14 protein-coding genes are annotated in these 19,363 nt (G+C 71.1%); 12 read left to right on the top strand and 2 right to left on the bottom strand.

Annotation, left to right across the window (positions count from 1 at the left end; genetic code table 11):
* The first annotated feature begins 29 nt into the window (after window positions 1-29).
* The 12 genes from ACOKGD_RS14665 (at window position 30) to ACOKGD_RS14610 (ending at window position 16,616) form a co-directional block, all read left to right on the top strand.
* A complete protein-coding gene (locus tag ACOKGD_RS14665; RefSeq protein ID WP_342335832.1) occupies window positions 30-2,858 on the top strand; it encodes a glycoside hydrolase family 43 protein in 2,829 nt (942 codons plus the stop codon).
* 54 nt (window positions 2,859-2,912) lie between these two features.
* Window positions 2,913-4,631: a glycoside hydrolase family 35 protein gene (locus ACOKGD_RS14660; RefSeq protein WP_342335830.1), complete on the top strand. Its 1,719-nt coding sequence runs from the start codon at window positions 2,913-2,915 to the stop codon at window positions 4,629-4,631.
* Between the two features lie 152 nt (window positions 4,632-4,783).
* A complete protein-coding gene (locus ACOKGD_RS14655; RefSeq protein ID WP_342335829.1) occupies window positions 4,784-5,755 on the top strand; it encodes an ABC transporter permease in 972 nt (323 codons plus the stop codon).
* The gene (locus tag ACOKGD_RS14650) at window positions 5,742-6,743 is read left to right on the top strand and encodes a carbohydrate ABC transporter permease (RefSeq protein WP_342335828.1); all 1,002 of its coding nucleotides are present in this window, start codon (window positions 5,742-5,744) and stop codon (window positions 6,741-6,743) included. The genes ACOKGD_RS14655 and ACOKGD_RS14650 overlap by 14 nt, the downstream gene beginning before the upstream one ends.
* Window positions 6,744-6,788: 45 nt before the next feature.
* Window positions 6,789-8,363, top strand: coding sequence for a DUF3502 domain-containing protein (locus tag ACOKGD_RS14645; RefSeq protein ID WP_342335827.1), 1,575 nt, complete (start codon window positions 6,789-6,791; stop codon window positions 8,361-8,363).
* Between the two features lie 114 nt (window positions 8,364-8,477).
* A complete protein-coding gene (locus ACOKGD_RS14640; RefSeq protein ID WP_342335826.1) occupies window positions 8,478-9,131 on the top strand; it encodes a YesL family protein in 654 nt (217 codons plus the stop codon).
* Window positions 9,132-9,141: 10 nt separating this feature from the next.
* A complete protein-coding gene (locus tag ACOKGD_RS14635) occupies window positions 9,142-11,535 on the top strand; it encodes a glycoside hydrolase family 2 TIM barrel-domain containing protein (protein WP_342335824.1) in 2,394 nt (797 codons plus the stop codon).
* Window positions 11,536-11,537: 2 nt separating this feature from the next.
* Entirely contained in the window at window positions 11,538-12,770 is a 1,233-nt protein-coding gene (locus ACOKGD_RS14630) for an ROK family transcriptional regulator (protein WP_342335823.1), read from the top strand.
* A 217-nt stretch (window positions 12,771-12,987) separates the two neighbouring features.
* Window positions 12,988-13,446, top strand: coding sequence for a hypothetical protein (locus ACOKGD_RS14625; protein ID WP_342335822.1), 459 nt, complete (start codon window positions 12,988-12,990; stop codon window positions 13,444-13,446).
* Window positions 13,447-13,465: 19 nt separating this feature from the next.
* On the top strand, window positions 13,466-14,071 hold the full coding sequence (locus ACOKGD_RS14620; protein WP_342335821.1) for a signal peptidase I: 606 nt from the start codon (window positions 13,466-13,468) through the stop codon (window positions 14,069-14,071).
* Complete coding sequence (locus tag ACOKGD_RS14615; protein WP_342335820.1) at window positions 14,068-15,750, top strand: hypothetical protein; 1,683 nt, start codon at window positions 14,068-14,070, stop codon at window positions 15,748-15,750. The genes ACOKGD_RS14620 and ACOKGD_RS14615 overlap by 4 nt, the downstream gene beginning before the upstream one ends.
* A 125-nt stretch (window positions 15,751-15,875) precedes the next feature.
* Window positions 15,876-16,616 carry a response regulator transcription factor gene (locus ACOKGD_RS14610; RefSeq protein WP_342335819.1) on the top strand — a complete coding sequence of 247 codons (741 nt, stop codon included), beginning with the start codon at window positions 15,876-15,878 and terminating at the stop codon, window positions 16,614-16,616.
* On the opposite strand, the gene ACOKGD_RS14605 is transcribed toward ACOKGD_RS14610, so the two are convergent.
* Together ACOKGD_RS14605 and ACOKGD_RS14600 are read right to left on the bottom strand one after the other, a co-directional pair.
* Window positions 16,603-17,742: a hypothetical protein gene (locus tag ACOKGD_RS14605; protein ID WP_342335817.1), complete on the bottom strand. Its 1,140-nt coding sequence runs from the start codon at window positions 17,740-17,742 to the stop codon at window positions 16,603-16,605. The genes ACOKGD_RS14610 and ACOKGD_RS14605 overlap by 14 nt on opposite strands.
* Window positions 17,739-19,349 carry a sensor histidine kinase gene (locus ACOKGD_RS14600; protein ID WP_342335815.1) on the bottom strand — a complete coding sequence of 537 codons (1,611 nt, stop codon included), beginning with the start codon at window positions 19,347-19,349 and terminating at the stop codon, window positions 17,739-17,741. Before ACOKGD_RS14600 ends, ACOKGD_RS14605 begins: the two co-directional genes overlap by 4 nt.
* Window positions 19,350-19,363: the final 14 nt, after the last annotated feature.

Below are 19,363 nucleotides of genomic sequence, written 5' to 3'. Positions count from 1 at the left end.
CCTTCCCTCGCACGACAAAGGAGTCGACGTTGAGAACCACCACGCGCATCGCGCTGGGCGGCGGCCTGGCCGCCGCTCTGGCCCTGTCCACCATCGGGGCGGCGCAGGCGGCCGTGCCCGTCGGCGACCCGAGGACGTACGACTCCTATCCTGCGATCCAGGATCCGGGCGCGAGCGCCCCCGACTACTTCCAGCCCTACTGGTTCGACGACAACGGCGCGCACATCCAGGCGCACGGCGGTCAGGTCGTCTCGGCCGAGGAGCTCGAGGTCGACGCATCGGGCGTGGTGGCGGGGGAGGAGGCGGGCCGCACCGTCTACTACTGGTACGGCGAGGACCGCAGCAACGGCTACTACGGCAGCCCAGGCGTGCATGCCTACAAGTCGTACGACACCCGGAACTGGATCGATGAGGGCGTGGTGCTGCGATCGGTGTCGGATGCCGCCGAGCTCGAGACCGACTACTTCGACGGGCTCTACGACACCGTCGACGACGAGGGTCGGCCGCGGGCCGAGCGCATCGCCGAGCTGGACTACCACCTCAACACCAGCGACGCCGCCGCGTACACCACGATCTTCGAGCGCCCCAAGGTGCTGCACAACACGCAGACCGGGCAGTGGGTGCTGTGGTGGCACTCGGACGGCCAGACCACCCCAGGCGGCAGCATGTACGCGCGCTCGATGGCGGGCGTCGCGGTCTCGGACAGCCCGACCGGGCCGTTCCGCCTCACCGGCGTCTACCGCATGCCCAACCGCACCGACTACAAGGCCTGCATCTCGGCGGCGGTGCCCGGCCAGGCCCGCGACATGACGGTGTTCCAGGACACCGACGGATCGGCCTACATCGTCTACTCGTCCGAGGAGAACCGCACGCTCTACATGGCGCGGCTCGACGACAGCTACACGAATGTCACGCACACGACGGATGTCGACATGGTCGACGCCGGCCAGTACTCGGAGGACGGCCGCTACCCGTATCTGTTCGCCGACGGCTCGGCCGAGGCGCCGGTGCGGGGCGAGGACTTCCAGATCGTGCGGGAGTGCGGCGTGCTCGAGGCGCCGGCGGTCTTCACGCACGGCGGCCGGTACTACGTCGTCGCCTCCGGGGCGACGGGATGGGCGCCCAACGCGCAGACCTACTACACGGCGGACCACATGCTCGGCACGTGGATCCGCGGCGTCGAGGCCGGCGACGCGAACGAGGACATCGCCTACAGCTCGGTGCCCGAGGGCGGCGACGGCCTGCTGTCGATCGGCGACACGCGCCGCACGACCTTCGGCTCGCAGTCGACGAACGTCCTCGACCTCGGCGACGGGCGCTTCGTCTACATGGGCGACCGGTGGAACTCCGGCGCCGCGAACTCGACCTATGTCTGGCTGCCGATCACCATCGGCGAGAACGGTCGCGCCGAGATGCGCAACCCCGCCACCGAGGATCCGGCGCGCTGGGGATCCGGATGGGATGCCTCGTACTGGGACGACAAGGGCCGGGGAACGCGCATCTGGTCGGTCGTCGACGACGGCCTGCCGGACACCGTGCTGCCGCGAGAGGACTTCGCGGGGCAGCTGCCCGCCACCGTGCCGGTCGAGGTGGACGGCGTGACGACCGACGTCGCGGTCACGTGGAGTGCGACCTCCTTCGCCGATCGAGGGCCGCAGCGGATCGTCGGCACCCTCGCCGCCGATGCGCAGTTCACGGCCGGCCGCACCTTCACCCGCACGATCGATGTGAGCACACCCGGCATCGTGAACCTCGCGGGCGACGCGCTCGTCGGCGCCTCGAGCCGCGCCTCGCTCGCGGGCACCGTGATCGACGGCGACCTCGCGCGCAAGGGCTGGGACGACTGGGTCTCCGGCGGCGCGTACCCGCAGAGCAGCTGGCTGTCGTTCGCGTGGCCGCTCGCCCGCGAGGTGGACGAGGTCGTGGTGCGCACCTACAAGGACGGCGCGGGGGCCACCTGGCCCTCCGCCGTGACGGCCGAGTACCTCGATGCCGCCGGTGCGTGGGTCTCGAGCGGGGTGAGCGTCGAGCTGGCGCAGGATCCCGCGTCTGCGGCGCCCGTCGCGACGCTGGATGTCTCCGAGATCCCCGCGACCGCGGGCGTGCGCGTGAAGCTCGCCACCGCCACGCGCACCTGGCAGTCGGTGTCGGAGGTGCAGCTGTGGGGCCCCGCGGCCCCCGCGGATGTGTGCTCGGCCGACGGCACAACGGTGACGGCGACCTTCCACCAGACCGAGTGGGAGACGATGCCCGCGGCGAACGCCTGCGACGGACGCACGGCCACCTCGTGGTCGACGTGGTCGGGCAGTGCGCTCCAGAACGAGGCGGCCCTGACGATCGAGCCCGCGACGGCGCAGGTGGTCGATCGCGTCGGATTCGTGAACATCGAGGGGCGGATCGCCGGCGTGGGCGTCGAGTACCGCGACGCGCAGGGCACGTGGCATCCCACCACGGCCCGCGACGTGGTGCCCGCGGCCAACGGGCTGCCGACGACGGTCGCCTTCGACGCCGTGCTCGCCTCGGCGATCCGCGTGACCTTCGCCACCCCGGGTTCGTACCTGAAGATCCCGGCGCTGGCGGCGGGCTCCGTCGATCGCGACCTCGCGCCGGCCGTCACCACGCGGTGCATCGCGGGCAAGGTGCAGGTCGTGGTGAGCGCCCGCAACGACGCCGATGCGCCGAGGGACATCTCGTTCACGGGCACCTCCGGCACGCGGGTGCTGCGCGGTGTGGCGGCGGGGGCGTCGGACTCGGCGGTCTTCGCGACGCACAAGGCGCAGATCCCGGCCGGCGAGGTGATCGCCACCGTCGGCGGCTCGTCGACCGCGCTCGGGTTCGCCGCGGCCGCGTGCGGCTGAGCCGGCCCGCCCGGCATTAATCTGACCATCAGGGAAACTATCCGAGGGGGATGGATGCCGCGGTTCGAGATCGGCGAGAGCGACTTCCTGCGGGACGGCGAGCCGTTCCGGGTGCTGTCCGGGGCGATCCACTACTTCCGGGTCCACCCCGGGCAGTGGGCGGACCGCATCCGCAAGGCGCGGCTGATGGGGCTCAACACGATCGAGACGTACGTGGCCTGGAACGCCCACGAGCCGGTGCGCGGGGAGTGGGACGCGACGGGATGGAACGACCTCGGGCGCTTCCTCGACCTCGTGGCCGCGGAGGGCATGCACGCGATCGTCCGCCCCGGCCCGTACATCTGCGCCGAGTGGCACAACGGCGGGCTGCCCACCTGGCTCACCGGGCTGCCGGGGGTGGGCCTGCGGCGCAGCGAGCCGACCTACCTGGCGGAGGTCGAGGGCTTCCTGCGCCACGTGTACGACATCGTGGCCCCCCGTCAGATCGACCACGGCGGATCGGTGATCCTCGTGCAGATCGAGAACGAGTACGGGGCCTACGGCGACGACAAGGCCTACCTCGAGGAGCTCGTGCGGATCACCCGCGACGCCGGCATCACGGTGCCGCTCACCACCGTCGACCAGCCGCAGCCGCAGATGCTGCGCGACGGATCGCTGCCGGGGCTGCACTCGACCGGATCCTTCGGATCGCGCGTCGGGGAGCGCCTCGCGACCCTGCGCGAGCATCAGCCGAGGGGCCCGCTGATGTGCTCGGAGTTCTGGGACGGCTGGTTCGACTGGTGGGGCGGTGTGCACCACACGACCTCGGTGGAGGAGGCCGCCGCCGAGCTCGACGCGCTGCTGGCGGCGGGAGCCTCGGTGAACATCTACATGTTCCACGGCGGCACGAACTTCGGGCTCACCAACGGCGCCAACCACAAGGGGCGCTACCTGCCGATCACCACCTCGTACGACTACGACGCCCCGCTCGATGAGGCGGGGGCGCCGACCGCGAAGTTCCACGCGTTCCGCGAGGTCATCGCGAGATACGCCCCGGTGCCGGCCGACCTGCCGGGCGCCCCTCGGCCCGCCCCGGAGTTCGAGGTCGCCCTCGAGCGCGGGCGCGGCTGGCTGCCCGCCCCGGCCGCCGACGCCGAGGTCTGTGCCGCTCCCCCCACCTTCGACGCGCTGGGGCACACCTCCGCCCTCGTGCTCTACGCCACAGACCTGGATCCGGATCGGTTCGCTCAGGGGCCCGCGCTGCTCGCGTTCGACGAGGTGCGCGATGCCGCGTGGGTCCGCGTCGACGGCGTGCCCGTGGCGACGCTGTTCCGCTCGCTGCACCAGCGTGCGGCGGAGCTGCCCCCGGGCCGCCAGCTCGAGGTGCTGGTCGAGGATCAGGGCCGGGTGAACTACGGCCCCGCGCTGGGTGAGGCGAAGGGGCTGATCGGCGCTCCGACGCTGGGCGGCTCGCCCCTCGAGGGCTGGACCGCCACCCCGATCGACGTCGCCACGGCCGATGGCCCCCGCGGCAGCGCCCTGGTCGGGGCCTTCGACCTCGACGAGCCGACCGACCTGTTCCTGTCCACCGCCGGCTGGGGCAAGGGCTACGTGCGGGTCAACGGCGTGCTGCTCGGGCGCTACTGGTCATCGGGCCCCACCGAGACCCTCTACGTCCCCGCCGCGGTGCTGCGCGCGGGCGCCAACGAGCTGCGCGTGCTCGAGCTCGACCCCGCCGCCGACCCCACCGCCCGCTTCGTCTCGGGCCTGCGTCTGGGCTGGCGCGAGGAGTGACCCGCCCCCCGCGGCACCCGGTCGCCGCGGCCCGAATCGCTCACAACCGCTCAGACCGTTGACCCGGCATAAATCCAAGGGTTAGTTTTACTGCCGAATCAACCTGGCGGCGCAGGCGATGAGGCCCGCGCACAACCGCAGAGAGGCGGAGGATGACCGGGATCGATGCTGCGACCGAGAAGGTCGCACGCGTGAAGCCACCCCACAGGAAGGGGCGCGCCTGGCGGCAGATCCGCGACAGCCGGGTGCTGCTGCTGATGTGCGTGCCGGCGGTGATCTTCTTCCTCGTGTTCAGCTACGCCCCGCTGCCGGGGTCGTGGATCGCCTTCACGAACTTCAACTACCGCGACGGCATCTTCGGCAGCCCGTTCGTCGGCTTCAAGAACTTCGAGTTCCTGATCAAGTCGGGCCAGCTGTGGCTGCTCACGCGCAACACCATCCTGTACAACCTGGCGTTCATCGTGCTGGGCAACATCCTGCAGATCGCGCTGGCGATCATGCTCAACGAGATCCGCATGAAGTACTTCAAGAAGATCACGCAGGCCGTGATGTTCCTGCCGTACTTCATCTCGGTGGTGCTGGTCGGCGTGATCGCGTTCAACCTGCTCAACTACGACACCGGCGCCCTGAACGCCCTCATCGAGCAGACCGGCGGAGACCCGATCAAGATCTACTCGACCGCCGGCGCCTGGCCGATCATCATCATCCTGGTGCACCTATGGCAGTCGACCGGATACGGGTCGATCGTCTACTTCGCCGCGATCATGGGCATCGACCGGGGCCTGTTCGAGGCCGCCGCGATCGACGGCGCGAACGCCTGGCAGCGCATCCGGTACATCATCCTGCCGAGCCTCAAGCCGACGTTCATCATCCTGCTGCTGTTCTCGCTGGGCGGCATCATGCGAGGCAACTTCGGCCTGTTCTGGAACCTCGTGGGCAACAACGCGGCACTGTTCCAGGCCACCGACATCATCGAGACCTCCGTCTACCGGATGATCCTCGCCCAGAACAACTTCACGTCGTCGACAGCGGTCGGCCTCTACCAGTCGCTGTTCGGCTTCGCGCTCGTGATGCTGGCCAACGGGATCGTGCGAAGGATCAACAAGGACTATGCACTCTTCTGACGTCGGAATCCGCGCGACCGACAAGACGGCGCGCATCGTCACGGTGACCGAGCTGGTCACCACCGCCGACGGCAAGGGGCGTCGCAACAACCCGCCCCGCCGGATCAAGCTCGACCGCAGCGACTGGACCCTGCGGACGATCTCGTACATCACGGTCTCGCTGTTCGCGCTCTTCTGCGCGCTGCCGTTCGTCCTGATCCTGTCGGCGTCGTTCTCGAGCGAGTCCGAGATCATGAAGACGGGCTTCGGCCTGCTGCCCAAGGGGTTCACGTTCGAGGCGTACTCGTACATCTTCAAGGCCCCGCGGCAGATCATCGGGTCGTATGCGGTGACGATCCTGATGACGGTGTTCGGGACGGCGATCGGCCTGCTCGTCATCTCGATGACCGGGTACGCGCTGTTCCGGCAGGACTTCCCGTTCCGCAACGGCATCTCGTTCTTCATCTACTTCACGACACTGTTCTCGGCGGGCCTCGCCCCCACCTACCTCTGGATCGCCCGCGACCTCGGGTTGCGGGGCAGCTATCTGGCGGTCTTCCTGCAGCTGCTGATGACGCCGTGGCTGATCATCCTGATGAAGAACTTCATGCGCACGGTGCCCTACGAGATCGTCGAGTCCGGCAAGGTCGACGGCGCCGGCGACTTCCGCATCTTCTGGCAGCTGAGCCTGCCGATGATGAAGCCCGCGCTCGCCACCGTCGGCCTGTTCCTCGCGCTGGGCTACTGGAACGAGTGGTACCTGTCGTCGCTCTATCTGGGGTCGACGGTCGAGTTCAAGCCGCTCCAGTACCACCTCTACAACATCATCAACACGGCCAACGCCCTCAAGAACTCGGTCGCCGGCAGCAACGTCAGCTGGACCGAGCTGCCCAGCAACACCCTCAAGATGGCCAGCGCCGTCGTCGCCACCGGGCCGATCGTCCTGCTCTATCCGTTCGTCCAGAAGTACTTCGTCAGCGGCATCACGGTCGGCGCCGTCAAGGGCTGACCCGACCCGCGCAATCCCCCACCCCATGAGTCAAAGGAGCCTCACGTGAACAGCACCATCAGGAAGGCCGGGGTCGCGTTCATCGCGCTCGGCCTGACGGCCGGCACCCTCGCCGGCTGCACCGCCGCAGAAGGCGGAGAGGAGGGCGGCGGTGACGGCGGCGCCCCCACCGAGATCACCATGCTCGTCCTCGGAGACAAGCCCACCAACGGCCGCCTCGAGGCCATGCTCGACGAGCTCAACAAGAACCTCGTCGAGCAGGCAAACGCCAAGCTCGACCTGTTCTACGTCGAGTGGGCCGACTGGCAGACGCAGTACAACGTGCAGCTGCTGTCGGGCGACTCGTCGATCGACCTCATCACCACGGCGACCGACTGGCTGTTCGCATGGGAGAACGCGGAGAAGGGCGCGTTCCTGCCTCTCACCGAGGAGATGCTGCAGGAGAACGCGCCGAAGACCTGGGAGCAGGTCGGCGCCGACGACCACTGGGATCTGACGAAGCTCGACGACGGGCAGATCTACTTCATCCCCGAGGACAACTACACGCAGTGGACCAACCACGGGTTCATGTACCGCGGCGACTGGGCGAAGGAGGCCGGCTTCGAGAACGGCGAGATCGAGAAGTTCGAGGACTTCACGACGTACTTCCAGTGGGTCAAGGACAACAAGCCCGAGGCGTACCCGTGGGACGTCTCGCTGACCAACGAGGCCGCCCTCACCGGCTACCTGCAGGGCCACACCGACTTCCAGACCATCCAGCAGATCTCGGCCGGCATCAACTACCCGTTCCAGACCACCGAGGACGACCCGTACACGGTGACGTCCTGGTACATGGAGGGCGATGCGCTCATCGAGGCGGCCGAGCTCGCCAAGGAGTGGAACGAGATCGGCGTCTGGCGCGAGGACGCGCTGAACTACGACGGCCAGACCCGCGAGGAGTTCTACGCGGGTCTGACGGGCGCCGACCAGCACCACACGCAGACGTTCGTGACGCAGATCGTCGACAACATGGAGAAGAAGCAGCCCGGATCCGACCCCAAGTTCTTCTGGTGGGGCAAGGAGAACGGCAACTACTTCCGCGACATCTTCACGCACGGCGCAATGGCCGTCAGCGCCAACTCGCAGCACCCCGAGAAGGCGCTGCAGGTCTACGACCTCATCCGCAACGACGAGACCGACTACATGCTGCTGAACTTCGGCATCGAGGGCGAGGACTACGTCATGGACGCCGACGGGAAGCTCGGCTACCCCGAGGGCTACGACTCGTCGACCGACGCGCTCGGCTCGAACTTCTGGGCCGGTCGCATGGACGAGTACGAGCCCGCCAAGATCACCGATGCGCCGAACAAGGACGAGATCTACGCCGCCCTCGACGCCGACGCGAAGGACTACCCGTACTCGACGCTGATCATCAACAAGGACATGATCGACCCGACGCTGGCGGCCATGGGCGGTGTGCTCTCCGAGTACATCCCGCAGCTGCAGTTCGGCAAGTTCGATGACCCGGCGGCCGCCGTCGCCGAGATGCGTCAGAAGCTCAAGGACGCCGGCTACGAGGACGCCCGCGCATCGATCCAGGCCGACATGGACGCCTGGGCCGAGGCGCGCGACCTGAAGTAGCCCCCCGCCGTCTCGACGCGCTCGCTCGCTCGGCCACCGCGGGGCCACGCCCCCGTCCGCCGGGCGAGCGCAGCGCGTCGAGACACCACCACCCCCGTGAACAGAGAGGACCCCATGATCTTCGCCGCCGACTCCGCCCTCATGCGGGCGCTGACGCGCATCGCCGATGTGATGATCCTGAACCTGCTGTTCGTGGCCACCTCGATCCCGGTCGTCACGCTCGGGGCGAGCGTCACGGCCCTGCACTTCACCGCGATGCGGATCGGATCGGGCCGGTGCGAGTCGGTCTCGGGCGACTACTTCCGGGCCTTCCGCGCGAACGGGCGGGCCGCCACGATCCTGGGGCTCGTCATCGCGGGGATGGGTGGCGTGCTGGCCGCGTGGTGGGCCGTGGTGACCACCGCCGGCCTCGACGCGATCGTCCAGCTCGTGCTGCTCGCCGTGTGGTTCGTGCTGACGTTCCAGCTCGTGCTCATCGCCCTGTTCGCCTTCCCGTACCTCGCGACCTTCGACGACCGGGTCGGCACGGTGCTGCGCAACGCGCGGCTGCTGTCGTGGAAGCATCCGTTCGTCTCGCTCGCGGTCATCGCGCTGAACGCGCTGCCGGTGATCATCACCGTCTTCTACCCGGCGGTGACGGTCTACGGCCTGCTGTGGTTCGCGGTGCTGTTCGGGGCGATCGCGGTCGTCACCGGCACGCTGTTCTCGCGCATCTTCGCCCCGTACATCCGCGACGCCGACCACGTCGCCGCCCTCACGACCGAGTAAGGATCGCGCCATGCGCTCACACGACATCAGCCGCTGGGCGTTCCTCCTCGGAGACGAGCGCGACGCGTGGAAGAAGGGCTTCGACGACACCGCCTGGCGCGAGGTCGCGGTGCCCCACGACTGGAGCATCGAGCAGGGCTTCACCCCCGAGGCATCCAGCGGCACCGGCTACCTGCCGGGAGGCATCGGCTGGTATCGCGCCCACGTCCCGCTGTCCGAGGCGGGGCCGCTCGAGGGCCGGCACCTCCGGCTGGTGTTCCACGGCGCATACAAGAACGCCGACGTCTGGGTGAACGGCTACCACCTCGGCGGGCGTCCGTCGGGGCATGCCGCCTTCTCGTTCGACGTCACCGAGATCGTGGGGTACCGCCCCGACGACGACCTCGTCGTCAGCGTGCGCATCGACCACACCGACATCTCCGACGCGCGCTGGTACAACGGCTCGGGCCTCACCCGCCGGGTCGAGCTCGAGGTGCACGAGGCCGTGCGCCTCACCTCGCTCGCCTTCGAGACCCTGTCGGTCGAGGGGGCGACAGCGCGCGTGCGGATCGCGGCGTCCCTCGCCTCGGCGGTCGACGCGGACGTCGAGGTCACGCATGCGCTGCGCTCGCTGAGCCGCGGATCCGTGACCGCGCTCGCGGCGGGCGCGGCCATCGCCGCGGACGGATCCGCCGAGACGGTCGCCGAGGGGGCGGTGCCCGGGGCGGATCTCTGGTCGGACGACGCCCCCCACCTCTATGAGCTGACGACGACGCTGACCTGGGACGCCGGGGGCGAGCCGGCCCGATCCGAGCACCGCACGGTGGTGGGCCTTCGCACCTTCGTCTTCGATCCGGATCGGGGCTTCTCGATCAACGGCTCACCCCGCACGCTGAAGGGCGTCTGCCTGCACGAGGACGCCGGGGCCTGGGGCGTGGCGGTGCCGCCGGTCGTGTGGCTGCGACGGCTGCTGTCGCTGAAGCGCGCCGGCTGCAACGCGATCCGCATGGCGCACAACCCGCACGCGCCCGAGCTGTATGCGCTGTGCGACGCCCTGGGGTTCTTCGTGATCGACGAGGCCTTCGACGAATGGGAGAACCCGAAGAACAAGTGGTGGCAGGGCCACAACGTCTACCCGCCGCGTCACGACGGCGCGGCGCACGACTTCCCCGAATGGCACGAGCGCGATCTCGCCGCCATGATCGAGGCCCACCGGCACCACCCCTCTGTCATCGCCTGGAGCATCGGCAACGAGGTCGACTACCCGAACGACCCCTACGCCAGCCCGCTGTTCGCCGAGATGACCGGCAACAACGACGCGTCCAAGCCCGCGGCCGAGCGGCAGTACGACCCCAGTCGCCCCGACATCCGGCGGCTCACCACGATCGCCACCCGCCTGGCCGCCATCGTGCGGCGCGCCGATCCGACCCGTCCCGTCACCTTCGCGGCGGCGTTTCCCGAGCTGTCGCGGCAGACCGGTCTGCTCGAGCCGCTCGACCTGGTCGGCTACAACTACAAGGAGCACCTGTACGAGGCCGACCACGCTCACCTGCCGCACAAGCCGTTCGTCGGCAGCGAGAACGGGCACACGTACCGCGCCTGGCGCGCGGTGATCGACAACGAGTGGATCTCCGGGCAGTTCCTCTGGACGGGCATCGACTATCTCGGCGAGGCGCGCGGCTGGCCCGTGCACGGGTCCCCCGCCGGGATCCTGACGATCGCCGGCTTCGAGAAGCCGACCTGGCACCTGCGCCGCAGCTGGTGGTCGGATGAGCCCGTGCTGCACCTCGCGACGCGGCCGTGGGCCGAGGGCGAGCGGACGCTGTGGAACCCCCCGATCACCCGCGCCTGGGAGTACAACGAGGGCGCCGACGTCGAGGTGCTGGTGTTCACGAACGCCCCATCGGTGCGGGTGACCGCGGGCGGCGCGGACGTCCCGATCGAATGGGACGACGACCACGGCCTCTGGCGCGGCCGGGTCGCCGCCTCCGCCGGGCCGCTCGAGGCCGTGGCGCTGCGCGACGGGGCCGAGCTGCGCGACGAGCTGCACCGCCGCGGCCCGGCGGCCCGGCTCGATGCCGTCCCGTGGCAGGCCCCCGCCTCCGCCGTCGCGGCCTGCTCCGCCGCGGGCATCGACCTCGGGGGCGCGCTGCAGATCGAGGTCGAGCTGCTCGACGCCCACGGGCGACGGGCGGCCCAGGATCTCCCGATCTCGGTATCCGTTCGCGGAGGGGAGCTGATCGGGCTCGACAGCGGCGACCTGGGCGATCCGTCGTCTTATGCTGATTCGACCCGCCGCTCGCACGAAGGACGGCTGGTGGCCTTCGTCCGCCCCGAGAGGGGCGCGACGGTGAACGTGGCGCTGACGGCGCCCGGCCTGCCGCAGACGGACCTCGTCTGCGCCCCCGCACCGGCGCTGGAGTGAACATGAACGGGCCGCGACGCACGTCGCGCGACATCCGCAGCGAGTCGCGGCTCGACGTCCTGCACGCGGTGCTGTCGGCGGGCGAGACGACGCGCAACGAGCTGGTGCACACCACCGGCCTCTCGGCGGCCACCGTCGCGACCGTGGTGGCCGAGCTCACCGCCTCCGGGATCGTCGCCGAGACGCGGCTCACCGCCAACCGGGTCGGGCGGCCCACGGCCACCCTCGTGATGAACGCCGACCGCGGTCGTGTCGTGGGCATCGACGTCGCCGAGACCTATGTCCGCGCGGTGATCTTCGACGCCGCGCTCAACCAGCTCGCCTCGGTCGAGGAGCAGCGCGACGAGCACGTGACGGATCCGAACTCGATCGTCGAGGGGATCGGCGGAGTGCTCGACCGGGTGCTCGCCGAGACCGGGGTCGAGCGCGAGGCCGTCCTCGGCGTCGGCGTCGCGCTGCCCGGGCTCGTGCAGGGGCCCTCCGGCGTCTCGGTCGTCGTCCCGCACTGGGCATGGCACAAGGTCGAGCTCGACCACCTGCGCGAGCGCGTGGGGCTGCCGCTGGTGATCGACAACCCGCTGAAGGTGATGGCCACGGCCGAGCTGTGGCTCGGGAGCGGGCGCTTCGCGTCGAGCATGGCCACCGTCAACCTCGGCACCGGTGTGGGTGCGGGCATCGTGCTCGAGGGGCGCATCCTGCGCGGCGCGACGAACTCGGCCGGCGAGTGGGGCCACTCGCTGCTGGTGCTCGACGGGCGCGAGTGCCGGTGCGGCCGGCGCGGCTGCGTCGAGGCGTACATCGGGGCCCCCGGCATCCAGCAGACGCTGCGCGAGATCCACCCGTCGCATCCGCTGGCCGACCTGACGCTGCAGCGCGACTTCATCGCGGCGATGGCCGAGGCGATGACCGGGCCGGATCCGGATCCGGCCGTCAGCGCCACGATCGACCGCACGGCGTACTACCTCGGATCCGCGCTGGCCGACCTCGTCGCGATCGTGAACCCGGAGCTGGTCACGCTGACCGGGTGGACGACGTGGGCCCTCGGCGACTGGCTGCTGCCCGCCACCCGCGAGCACATCCGCACGCAGGCACCGGGCAACTCGTCCCTCGATCTGCAGGTCGAGGTCTCGACCGTCCGCGGCAACTCGGTCGCCACGGGCGTCGCCACCATCGCGCTGGAGCGCTTCCTCGCCGATGTCGGGCTGCTCACGAGCCACGCGCCGATCGCGCTCTGAGCACGCTCTTTCCGGCGGGCGGGGTGCCCGCACGCGAAATCCAGAGCATGCCTTAGGGATCGCTTGATCGTGCGTTGAGTGCCGACGCCTACTCTGAGCGGAGGCAGGGTGGTGACGCGCGTGCGCGGCGCCCCGGTAACCCGATTCCGACCCCCGCCTCTACCCCAATCGCGACGCGCCCCCGGGCGCGCGCGTCATCGCGCTCAGAGGAGCCCCCATGAACACCTCCACGCCCCGACGCACCCATAAGCGGAAGATCGTCGCCGTGCTGGCCGGAGTCGCCGTCGCGGCCGCCGTCAGCGCATCGGCGAGCACCCTCGGCGGTGCCACCGCTCAGACCATCGGCGCCGACACCGCCCCGATGGGCTCGGTCCTCTCGGAGGGAGTGAACGTCGCCTGGGACACCGCCTTCGTCGGCGACGCCTACCAGGTGACCAGCGTCACGCTGACGACGAACGCCGGCGAGAAGATCCCGGCCGGCGCCGAGATCAAGCTGGCGGTCCTGGGCGACGGCGCGGTCGACGACGCGCTCGTCGAGCTGGGCAAGACGCTCACCGCCGCCGAGCCCGCGGTGACCTGGTCGGGCCAGTCGATCCCGGCCGCCTCGATCACGGGCGTCGCCGTGCTGATCGACGGCAACGCGGTCGACGCCGCCTCCACCACCCCGGCCGGCTGACCCGGCCCGAGTCCCGGCGGTGACTCTGCTGAGCGATCCGGCGGCCGCCCCCGATCAGGCGGTCGCCGCAGCCCCCGCGCCGTCCGCGCGCCGCGACGCGCGGACGCGCCACGGCGCCCGGCGCGTCCGGCGCGCGCTGGGCTGGCTGGTGCTGGCCCTCGCGATCGTCGCGCTCTGGCCCGCGCAGTTCGGTGGCCTCACGGGCCTCACGGTCGTCGACGGCCGCTCGATGGAGCCGACATTCGCCGGCGGCGATCTCGTGATCTCCTTGCGCCAGCCGTCCTATGCCGTCGGAGACGTCGTCTCCTACCGGATCCCGGAGGGCGAGACCGCGGCGGGCAGTCGCGTCATCCACCGGATCGTGAGCGAGACGTCGGTCGAGGGCGAGACGCGCTACACCAGCCGCGGCGACAGCAACGCGGAGCCGGACGCCTGGGCGTTCGGAACCCGGGACATCCTCGGCCGAGCCGTGCTGCGTGTGCCCGAGGCGGGAGCCTGGTTCGCGCCCGGTGGCTCGCCGTGGCTGCTCGCACTCGCGCTGGGCTCCGTCGTCACGCTTCTGCTGTGGGGCGACGACCGGGAACCTCGTCGGCCAGAGGCCGACCCTGAAGACGACCGCCGGTGACACGGCGGTCAGGCGACGGTCGTGGCTGGGGAGCCGCGGCCGCCGTGACACGAGCGGCGGGCGGCTGGGGAGCCGCCCGCCGTGCTCGCGCACCCCGACGGCGCCCGCTCGCGTTCGCCGCGATCGCGGCGCTCGTCGGCGGCGCCGGCGTCGTCACCGCCTCGGCATCGACGCTGGGGGGTCTGGACTCGGACACCCTCGGGTCGGCCGGCGCCTCGACCTCGCACGTGCCCGCCGTCACACTCGAATGGACCGGGGAGCCGCGGGGCGACTCGTGGGACGTCGCCGCGGTGCGGGTGCGCGCCGAGGAGCACCCGTTCGCGGCCGGCGATGAGGTCAAGCTCACGGTCGCGGGTGCCGCCTCGGACGGCGTCGCCCCCTGCGAGGTGCGCACCACGCCCGTCGCATCGACGGCCGAGGTGCTCTTCGGGCAGCGTGAGTTCGCGGCCTGCGGTCGGCTGCCCTTCGCGCAGATCGACACCGTGGCCGTGTCCGTCGACGGCATCGGCGTCGAGCCCGTCTCCACCGGCAGCGGTCTGGGCGAGGTGCGCACGGCGCTCGCCGCCTACGCCGGGGGCGTGCGCGACGCCGCGCGCGCTCCGCGGGTCAGCGTCGCCACAACGCTGGAGGACGGCGTCGCCGTGCTCAGCCAGATCACGGTCGACGTGCCGCGCGGCGCCACGGCCGCCGGGCTCGTCGGCGAGCGCGTCGACGTGGCCCTGCGCGGGAACAGCGGGTCGGCCCCCGCGCGCTTCGGCGGGCTGATCTCGTCCGATCCCGGTGCGCCCGTGCGCGTCGTCACCGACCCGGCGGGGGTCGGCGAGACGTTCCCGAGCGTGGTCATCGATCCGCGCGCGGGCCGGCCTCGTGCCGAGTGGCCGCGGGCGGCCGCCGTCACGTCGTTCTCGGTGCTGCTGTCGGCGCCGCAGCGCCTCGACTCGGCGCATTCGGCGCCGGCGATCAGCATGGCGTCGGGCCAGCTCGCGCAGCGCGGCGGCACCGCCCTCGACGCGATCGACCTCGACAAGCGCCTCAGCTACGCCTACGCGCCCACGCGCAACCACACCAACGGGCTGACGTTCTGCCACGTCTTCGCGGTCACGAACACGTCGAAGGCCCCGGTGACCTGGAAGCTCGCCTTCGACACCTCCCTGGAGCCGCTCTGGGGGCTCGACCCGACAAGCCCGGGCGCGTTCTCGAGCCAGTGGGGCTTCACCACCACGTCGTTCGACGCGCGCACCCACCGGTGGACCATCGGCGGCCCCGCCGGCGACACGGTGCTCGCCCCCGGGCAGACCCGATCCGACATGGGCTACTGCGCGCAGAACGTGCCAGAGCCGCCCGTGGATCCCGCGCGGTACGCCGCGAGCGTGTCGGTGGTGCCGGGCAGCTCCGACTGGGACGTCCAGCTGCAGGTGTCGATCCGCTCCGACAGCGACTGGAACGTGCCGTGGGAGCTCACCGTCGACCTCGCCGACCACGTGTGCGGCGCCAGCCTGAAGGGGCAGACGGTGACGTTCAGCCGCGTCCAGGCGACGCCGGTTCCGGGGAGCTCGACCGCCTATGTGCTGCGCGGGACCACGGGCGACACCCGCTACGTCTCGAGCGACCACCCCCGCGATTTCGTGTTCGCGGCCTATCCGGCGGGGAATTCCGGATGGCACCTCCCCTGCAAATGATGCAAACAGGCAAGTCCTGATCAGAGATCGATTGCGGCGGGCCGTCGGTGGTCATGGACGGCGTGTCTCCTGCGATATCGTGACGGCATCATTCGCACCACCGCACCACGGGAGGAGCCGCTGTGGTGGATCCGCATCTCGCCGTCGTCATCGAGGACGATCCCGACATCCGCGCCCTCATCTCGGAGGTGCTGATCCAGGGTGGGTTCTCCGTGCGCTCGGCGTCGACCGGCGCCGACGGCATCGCGCTCGTCCGCGAGGCCGACCCGGTCGTGACGACGCTGGATGTGAGCATGCCCGGCATGGACGGCTTCGAGACGGCGCGCCGGCTGCGCGAGATCAGCGCGACGTATCTGGTCATGATCAGCGCGCGCTCGGAGGAGATCGACGTGCTCCAGGGCCTGCAGGCCGGTGCGGACGACTACATCGTCAAGCCCTTCCGGCCGCGCGAGCTGCGCGCGCGGATCGAGGCGATGCTGCGCCGCCCGCGGATCCACGCCGGCGTCGCGGCCGCGCCGGCGCCCGTGCACGCTCCTCCCGCCGAGGATCCGTGGCTCGAGCACGCCGGGCTGCGGCTGCAGGCCGAGCAGCGCACCGTGATGGTCGAGGGCGAGTCGCTCGACCTCACCCGCAGCGAGTTCGACCTCCTGTGCGAGCTGATGGGCTCGGGGCGCCGGGTGCTGTCCAAGCAGCAGCTGTCGCTCGCGATCCGCGGCGAACGCCACAGTGACTACGTCAGCGAGCACGACCTGCGCGCGGTCGAGGTGCACATGGCCAACCTGCGGCGGAAGCTCGGCGAATCGGCGACCGAGCCGCGATGGATCGAGACGGTCCGCGGCGTCGGCTACCGGCTCACCCCTGCATGACCCGCGGATCCGCCGCCGCCGCGTCGCACGCCGCGTCCCGCAGGGCCCGCGCGTCGTAGCCGACATCGCGGCTCAGCGCGATGCCGACGCCGATGTCCGGCAGCACCCCGTCCGGGAGCGCGACGAGATCGTCCAGCAGGCACTGCCTCAGCGCCTCGGCGGGCCGTGCCGCGTCGCTCCGGCTGGCCGCGCGCATCAGCACGCCGGCCGTGGATCCGTCCAGCTCGCCGACGAGGGTCGTCGGCGGGGCGTTGCGGTGCACGGCCGCGCGCCAGGTCTCGTCGATGCGCTCCGCCGCCGCCTGTCCGAAGGCCGCGCCGAGCTCGTCCACTCCGGCGACCCGCAGGGCGATGAGCGCGATCGGCTCCTGCGTGCGCTCGGCGCGGGTCGTGACGTCGTCGAGCGCGGCCAGCAGCGTCTCGGCCGGCAGCAGGACGGCGTCCTCCGCGGCGGCGAGGCCCGACCGGCGACTCGAGCGGTCGTCGAACGAGGCGCGCAGCACCGAGGTCGTCACCGCGCCGACGATCGTGAGCGCGATCGTCACGAGCGATGTCATCGCCGTGCCGAACCAGTCGGCGAACGGGGCGGAGCCCGGACCGGCGACGAGGAACGCCACGGTGCGCGCGGCGTAGTACAGCGCGGCGGCGCCGAGGACGAAGGTGAGCCCCCAGGCGGCGAACTCGTCGCGCAGCAGCCCACGACGCGTCTCGACGGCCCCGAGCGCGGCGAAGACGCCGATCCCCGCGAGCATCATCCCCGCACCGGCCCAGGTGCCGACCTCGTGCTCGAGCGCCGCGGCGCCGAAGGCGGCGAGCGCGCCCGCGACCACGGCGAACCGGGCACCCCGCGAGAGCGGTCGGCTGCAGATCCGGCAGCCCAGCCACATCAGCCCCATCTGCGCGACGAACGCGGCGTTGCCCACGGCGACCGCGAGCCACACCTCGGGGCGCAGCGTCCAGGCCGTGTAGCAGAGGGCGGTCAGGATCCCCGCGAGGAAGGACGCGGCCCAGAAGCGCCCCGGCGCGCTCCCGCGCCGCACAACGGTCTCGAGCAGGAACACGACCCCGGACGTCAGCACCACGAGAGTCGTCGCCAGCGACAGCGTGTACGGATCCAGCGCGTTCACCGGGCCTCCTCCTGGTCCGCGCCGCCGCGCGCGGGCAGGGCGACCGAGAACGTCGTGCCGGAGCCGACCTCGGAGGTCAGGGTGATGTCTCCGCCGTGCGCGCGCACGATGTCGCGGCTGATCGCGAGACCCAGCCCGCTGCCGTGCACACCGGAGCGGCGGACGGCGTCGGCGCGGAAGAACCTCTCGAACACCAGCGGCCGCGCCGCGGCGGGGATCCCGGGCCCGTCATCGCGCACGGAGAGCTCCGCGCGCCCGCCGACCGGGCGGCAGGAGATCCAGATGCGTCCGTCGTCGTGGCCGTACTTGATCGCGTTGGAGAGCAGGTTGTCGACCACCTGTCGCACCCGCGCGGCATCCGCGAACGCCGGCGTGGGGGCGATTGCCGAGACGTCGATCACGATGCGGCGCTCGGCGGCACGGGGAGCGGCGGCCTCGACCGCCTGCCCGGCCACGGAGCCCAGGTCGATGATCGCGCGCCGCAGCGGCTCGACCGGGGCGGTGCCCGCCGCCGATGCGGTGAGCAGGTCGTCCACCAGGGCGTAGAGGCGCTGCGCGTTGCGCTCGGCCACCTCGATGCCGCTGCGCGACGAGGCGGGAAGGGCCGGATCGTCCAGCGTCAGGTCGAGGTACCCCAGGATCGAGGTGAGCGGCGTGCGCAGCTCGTGCGACACCGAGGTGACGAGGTCGTCGCGAGCGCGCAGCGCCGTGCGCTCGGCGGTGACGTCGCGTGAGACGACGACCATGCTGCCGCCGCGGTCGTCCGGGAGGCGGCGCGACGACACCTGCAGCGCACGCCGCTCGCTGCCGAGACCCCCGTGCCAGTACTCGGCGTCGTCGAACGCCTCACCCCGCGCCGCACGGGCCAGCGGCCGGTCCTCGGCGGTGACGGGCGTGACGCCGTCGGGGTGGAAGAGCGGTGCGTCGGGCGCGCCGTGCAGGCGCTCGTGCGCCTCGTTCGTCACCGCGATCCGGCCGTCGGCGCCGATCCGGGTCACACCGAAGTCGATCGCCTGCAGCACCTCGCTGACGAGCGCCTCCTGATCGCGCGCGAGCTCGAACGCATCCTTCAGCGTGTGCGACTGGCGGGCCAGCAGCGCGCGCTGGGCGCTCTGCCGCCGGGCCATCACCTGACCGAAGACCGCGAGCGACGCCAGCATCAGCGGCAGCAGGGCGGATCGCACCTCGAACTCGGCGGAGTCGCGGGCGAACAGCGCGAGGTAGACCGCGATGAGCCCGCCCACCGAGAGGACGGTCACCCCGGTGCCGAACGTCAGCGAGATCCACAGCACCGGGAACACCCACAGCAGCACGAGCCCGCCGTGCGGATGCGACACCTGCAGGAAGGCCACCGACACGGCGTCCAGCGCGGGCACCACGAGCATCGCGATGACGGGAAGGCGCTCCCACCGCACCACCACCGCCAGCAGGCTGGCGATGAAGATGCCGAGGACGCCGACGACGAGCGCCTCCATCCCCACATCCAGCCCGGTCGCGAGCAGCAGCAGCGTCGTGAGCAGCACGACCAGACCCAGCAGGAGCTGGTTCAGGATGACGGAGCGCTCCCGCAGCGGATCGACACGAGGGGCGCGCGGATCGGGGGACACGGATCGACGGTACC

Origin of the sequence: Microbacterium phosphatis (genome assembly GCF_049177115.1) — a bacterium.
GTDB classification, from domain to species: domain Bacteria; phylum Actinomycetota; class Actinomycetes; order Actinomycetales; family Microbacteriaceae; genus Microbacterium; species Microbacterium phosphatis.
The sequence above is the reverse complement of the archived record's forward strand: the minus strand, read 5'-3'. Positions and strand labels throughout refer to the sequence as shown.

Bases quoted from the DNA above. Each gene is read 5' to 3' on its own strand.
- ACOKGD_RS14660 (WP_342335830.1), top strand. From the start codon at position 2,913: ATGCCGCGGTTCGAGATCGGCGAGAGCGACTTCCTGCGGGACGGCGAG.
- ACOKGD_RS14655 (WP_342335829.1), top strand. From the start codon at position 4,784: ATGACCGGGATCGATGCTGCGACCGAGAAGGTCGCACGCGTGAAGCCA.
- ACOKGD_RS14650 (WP_342335828.1), top strand. From the start codon at position 5,742: ATGCACTCTTCTGACGTCGGAATCCGCGCGACCGACAAGACGGCGCGC.
- ACOKGD_RS14640 (WP_342335826.1), top strand. From the start codon at position 8,478: ATGATCTTCGCCGCCGACTCCGCCCTCATGCGGGCGCTGACGCGCATC.
- ACOKGD_RS14635 (WP_342335824.1), top strand. From the start codon at position 9,142: ATGCGCTCACACGACATCAGCCGCTGGGCGTTCCTCCTCGGAGACGAG.
- ACOKGD_RS14630 (WP_342335823.1), top strand. From the start codon at position 11,538: ATGAACGGGCCGCGACGCACGTCGCGCGACATCCGCAGCGAGTCGCGG.
- ACOKGD_RS14625 (WP_342335822.1), top strand. From the start codon at position 12,988: ATGAACACCTCCACGCCCCGACGCACCCATAAGCGGAAGATCGTCGCC.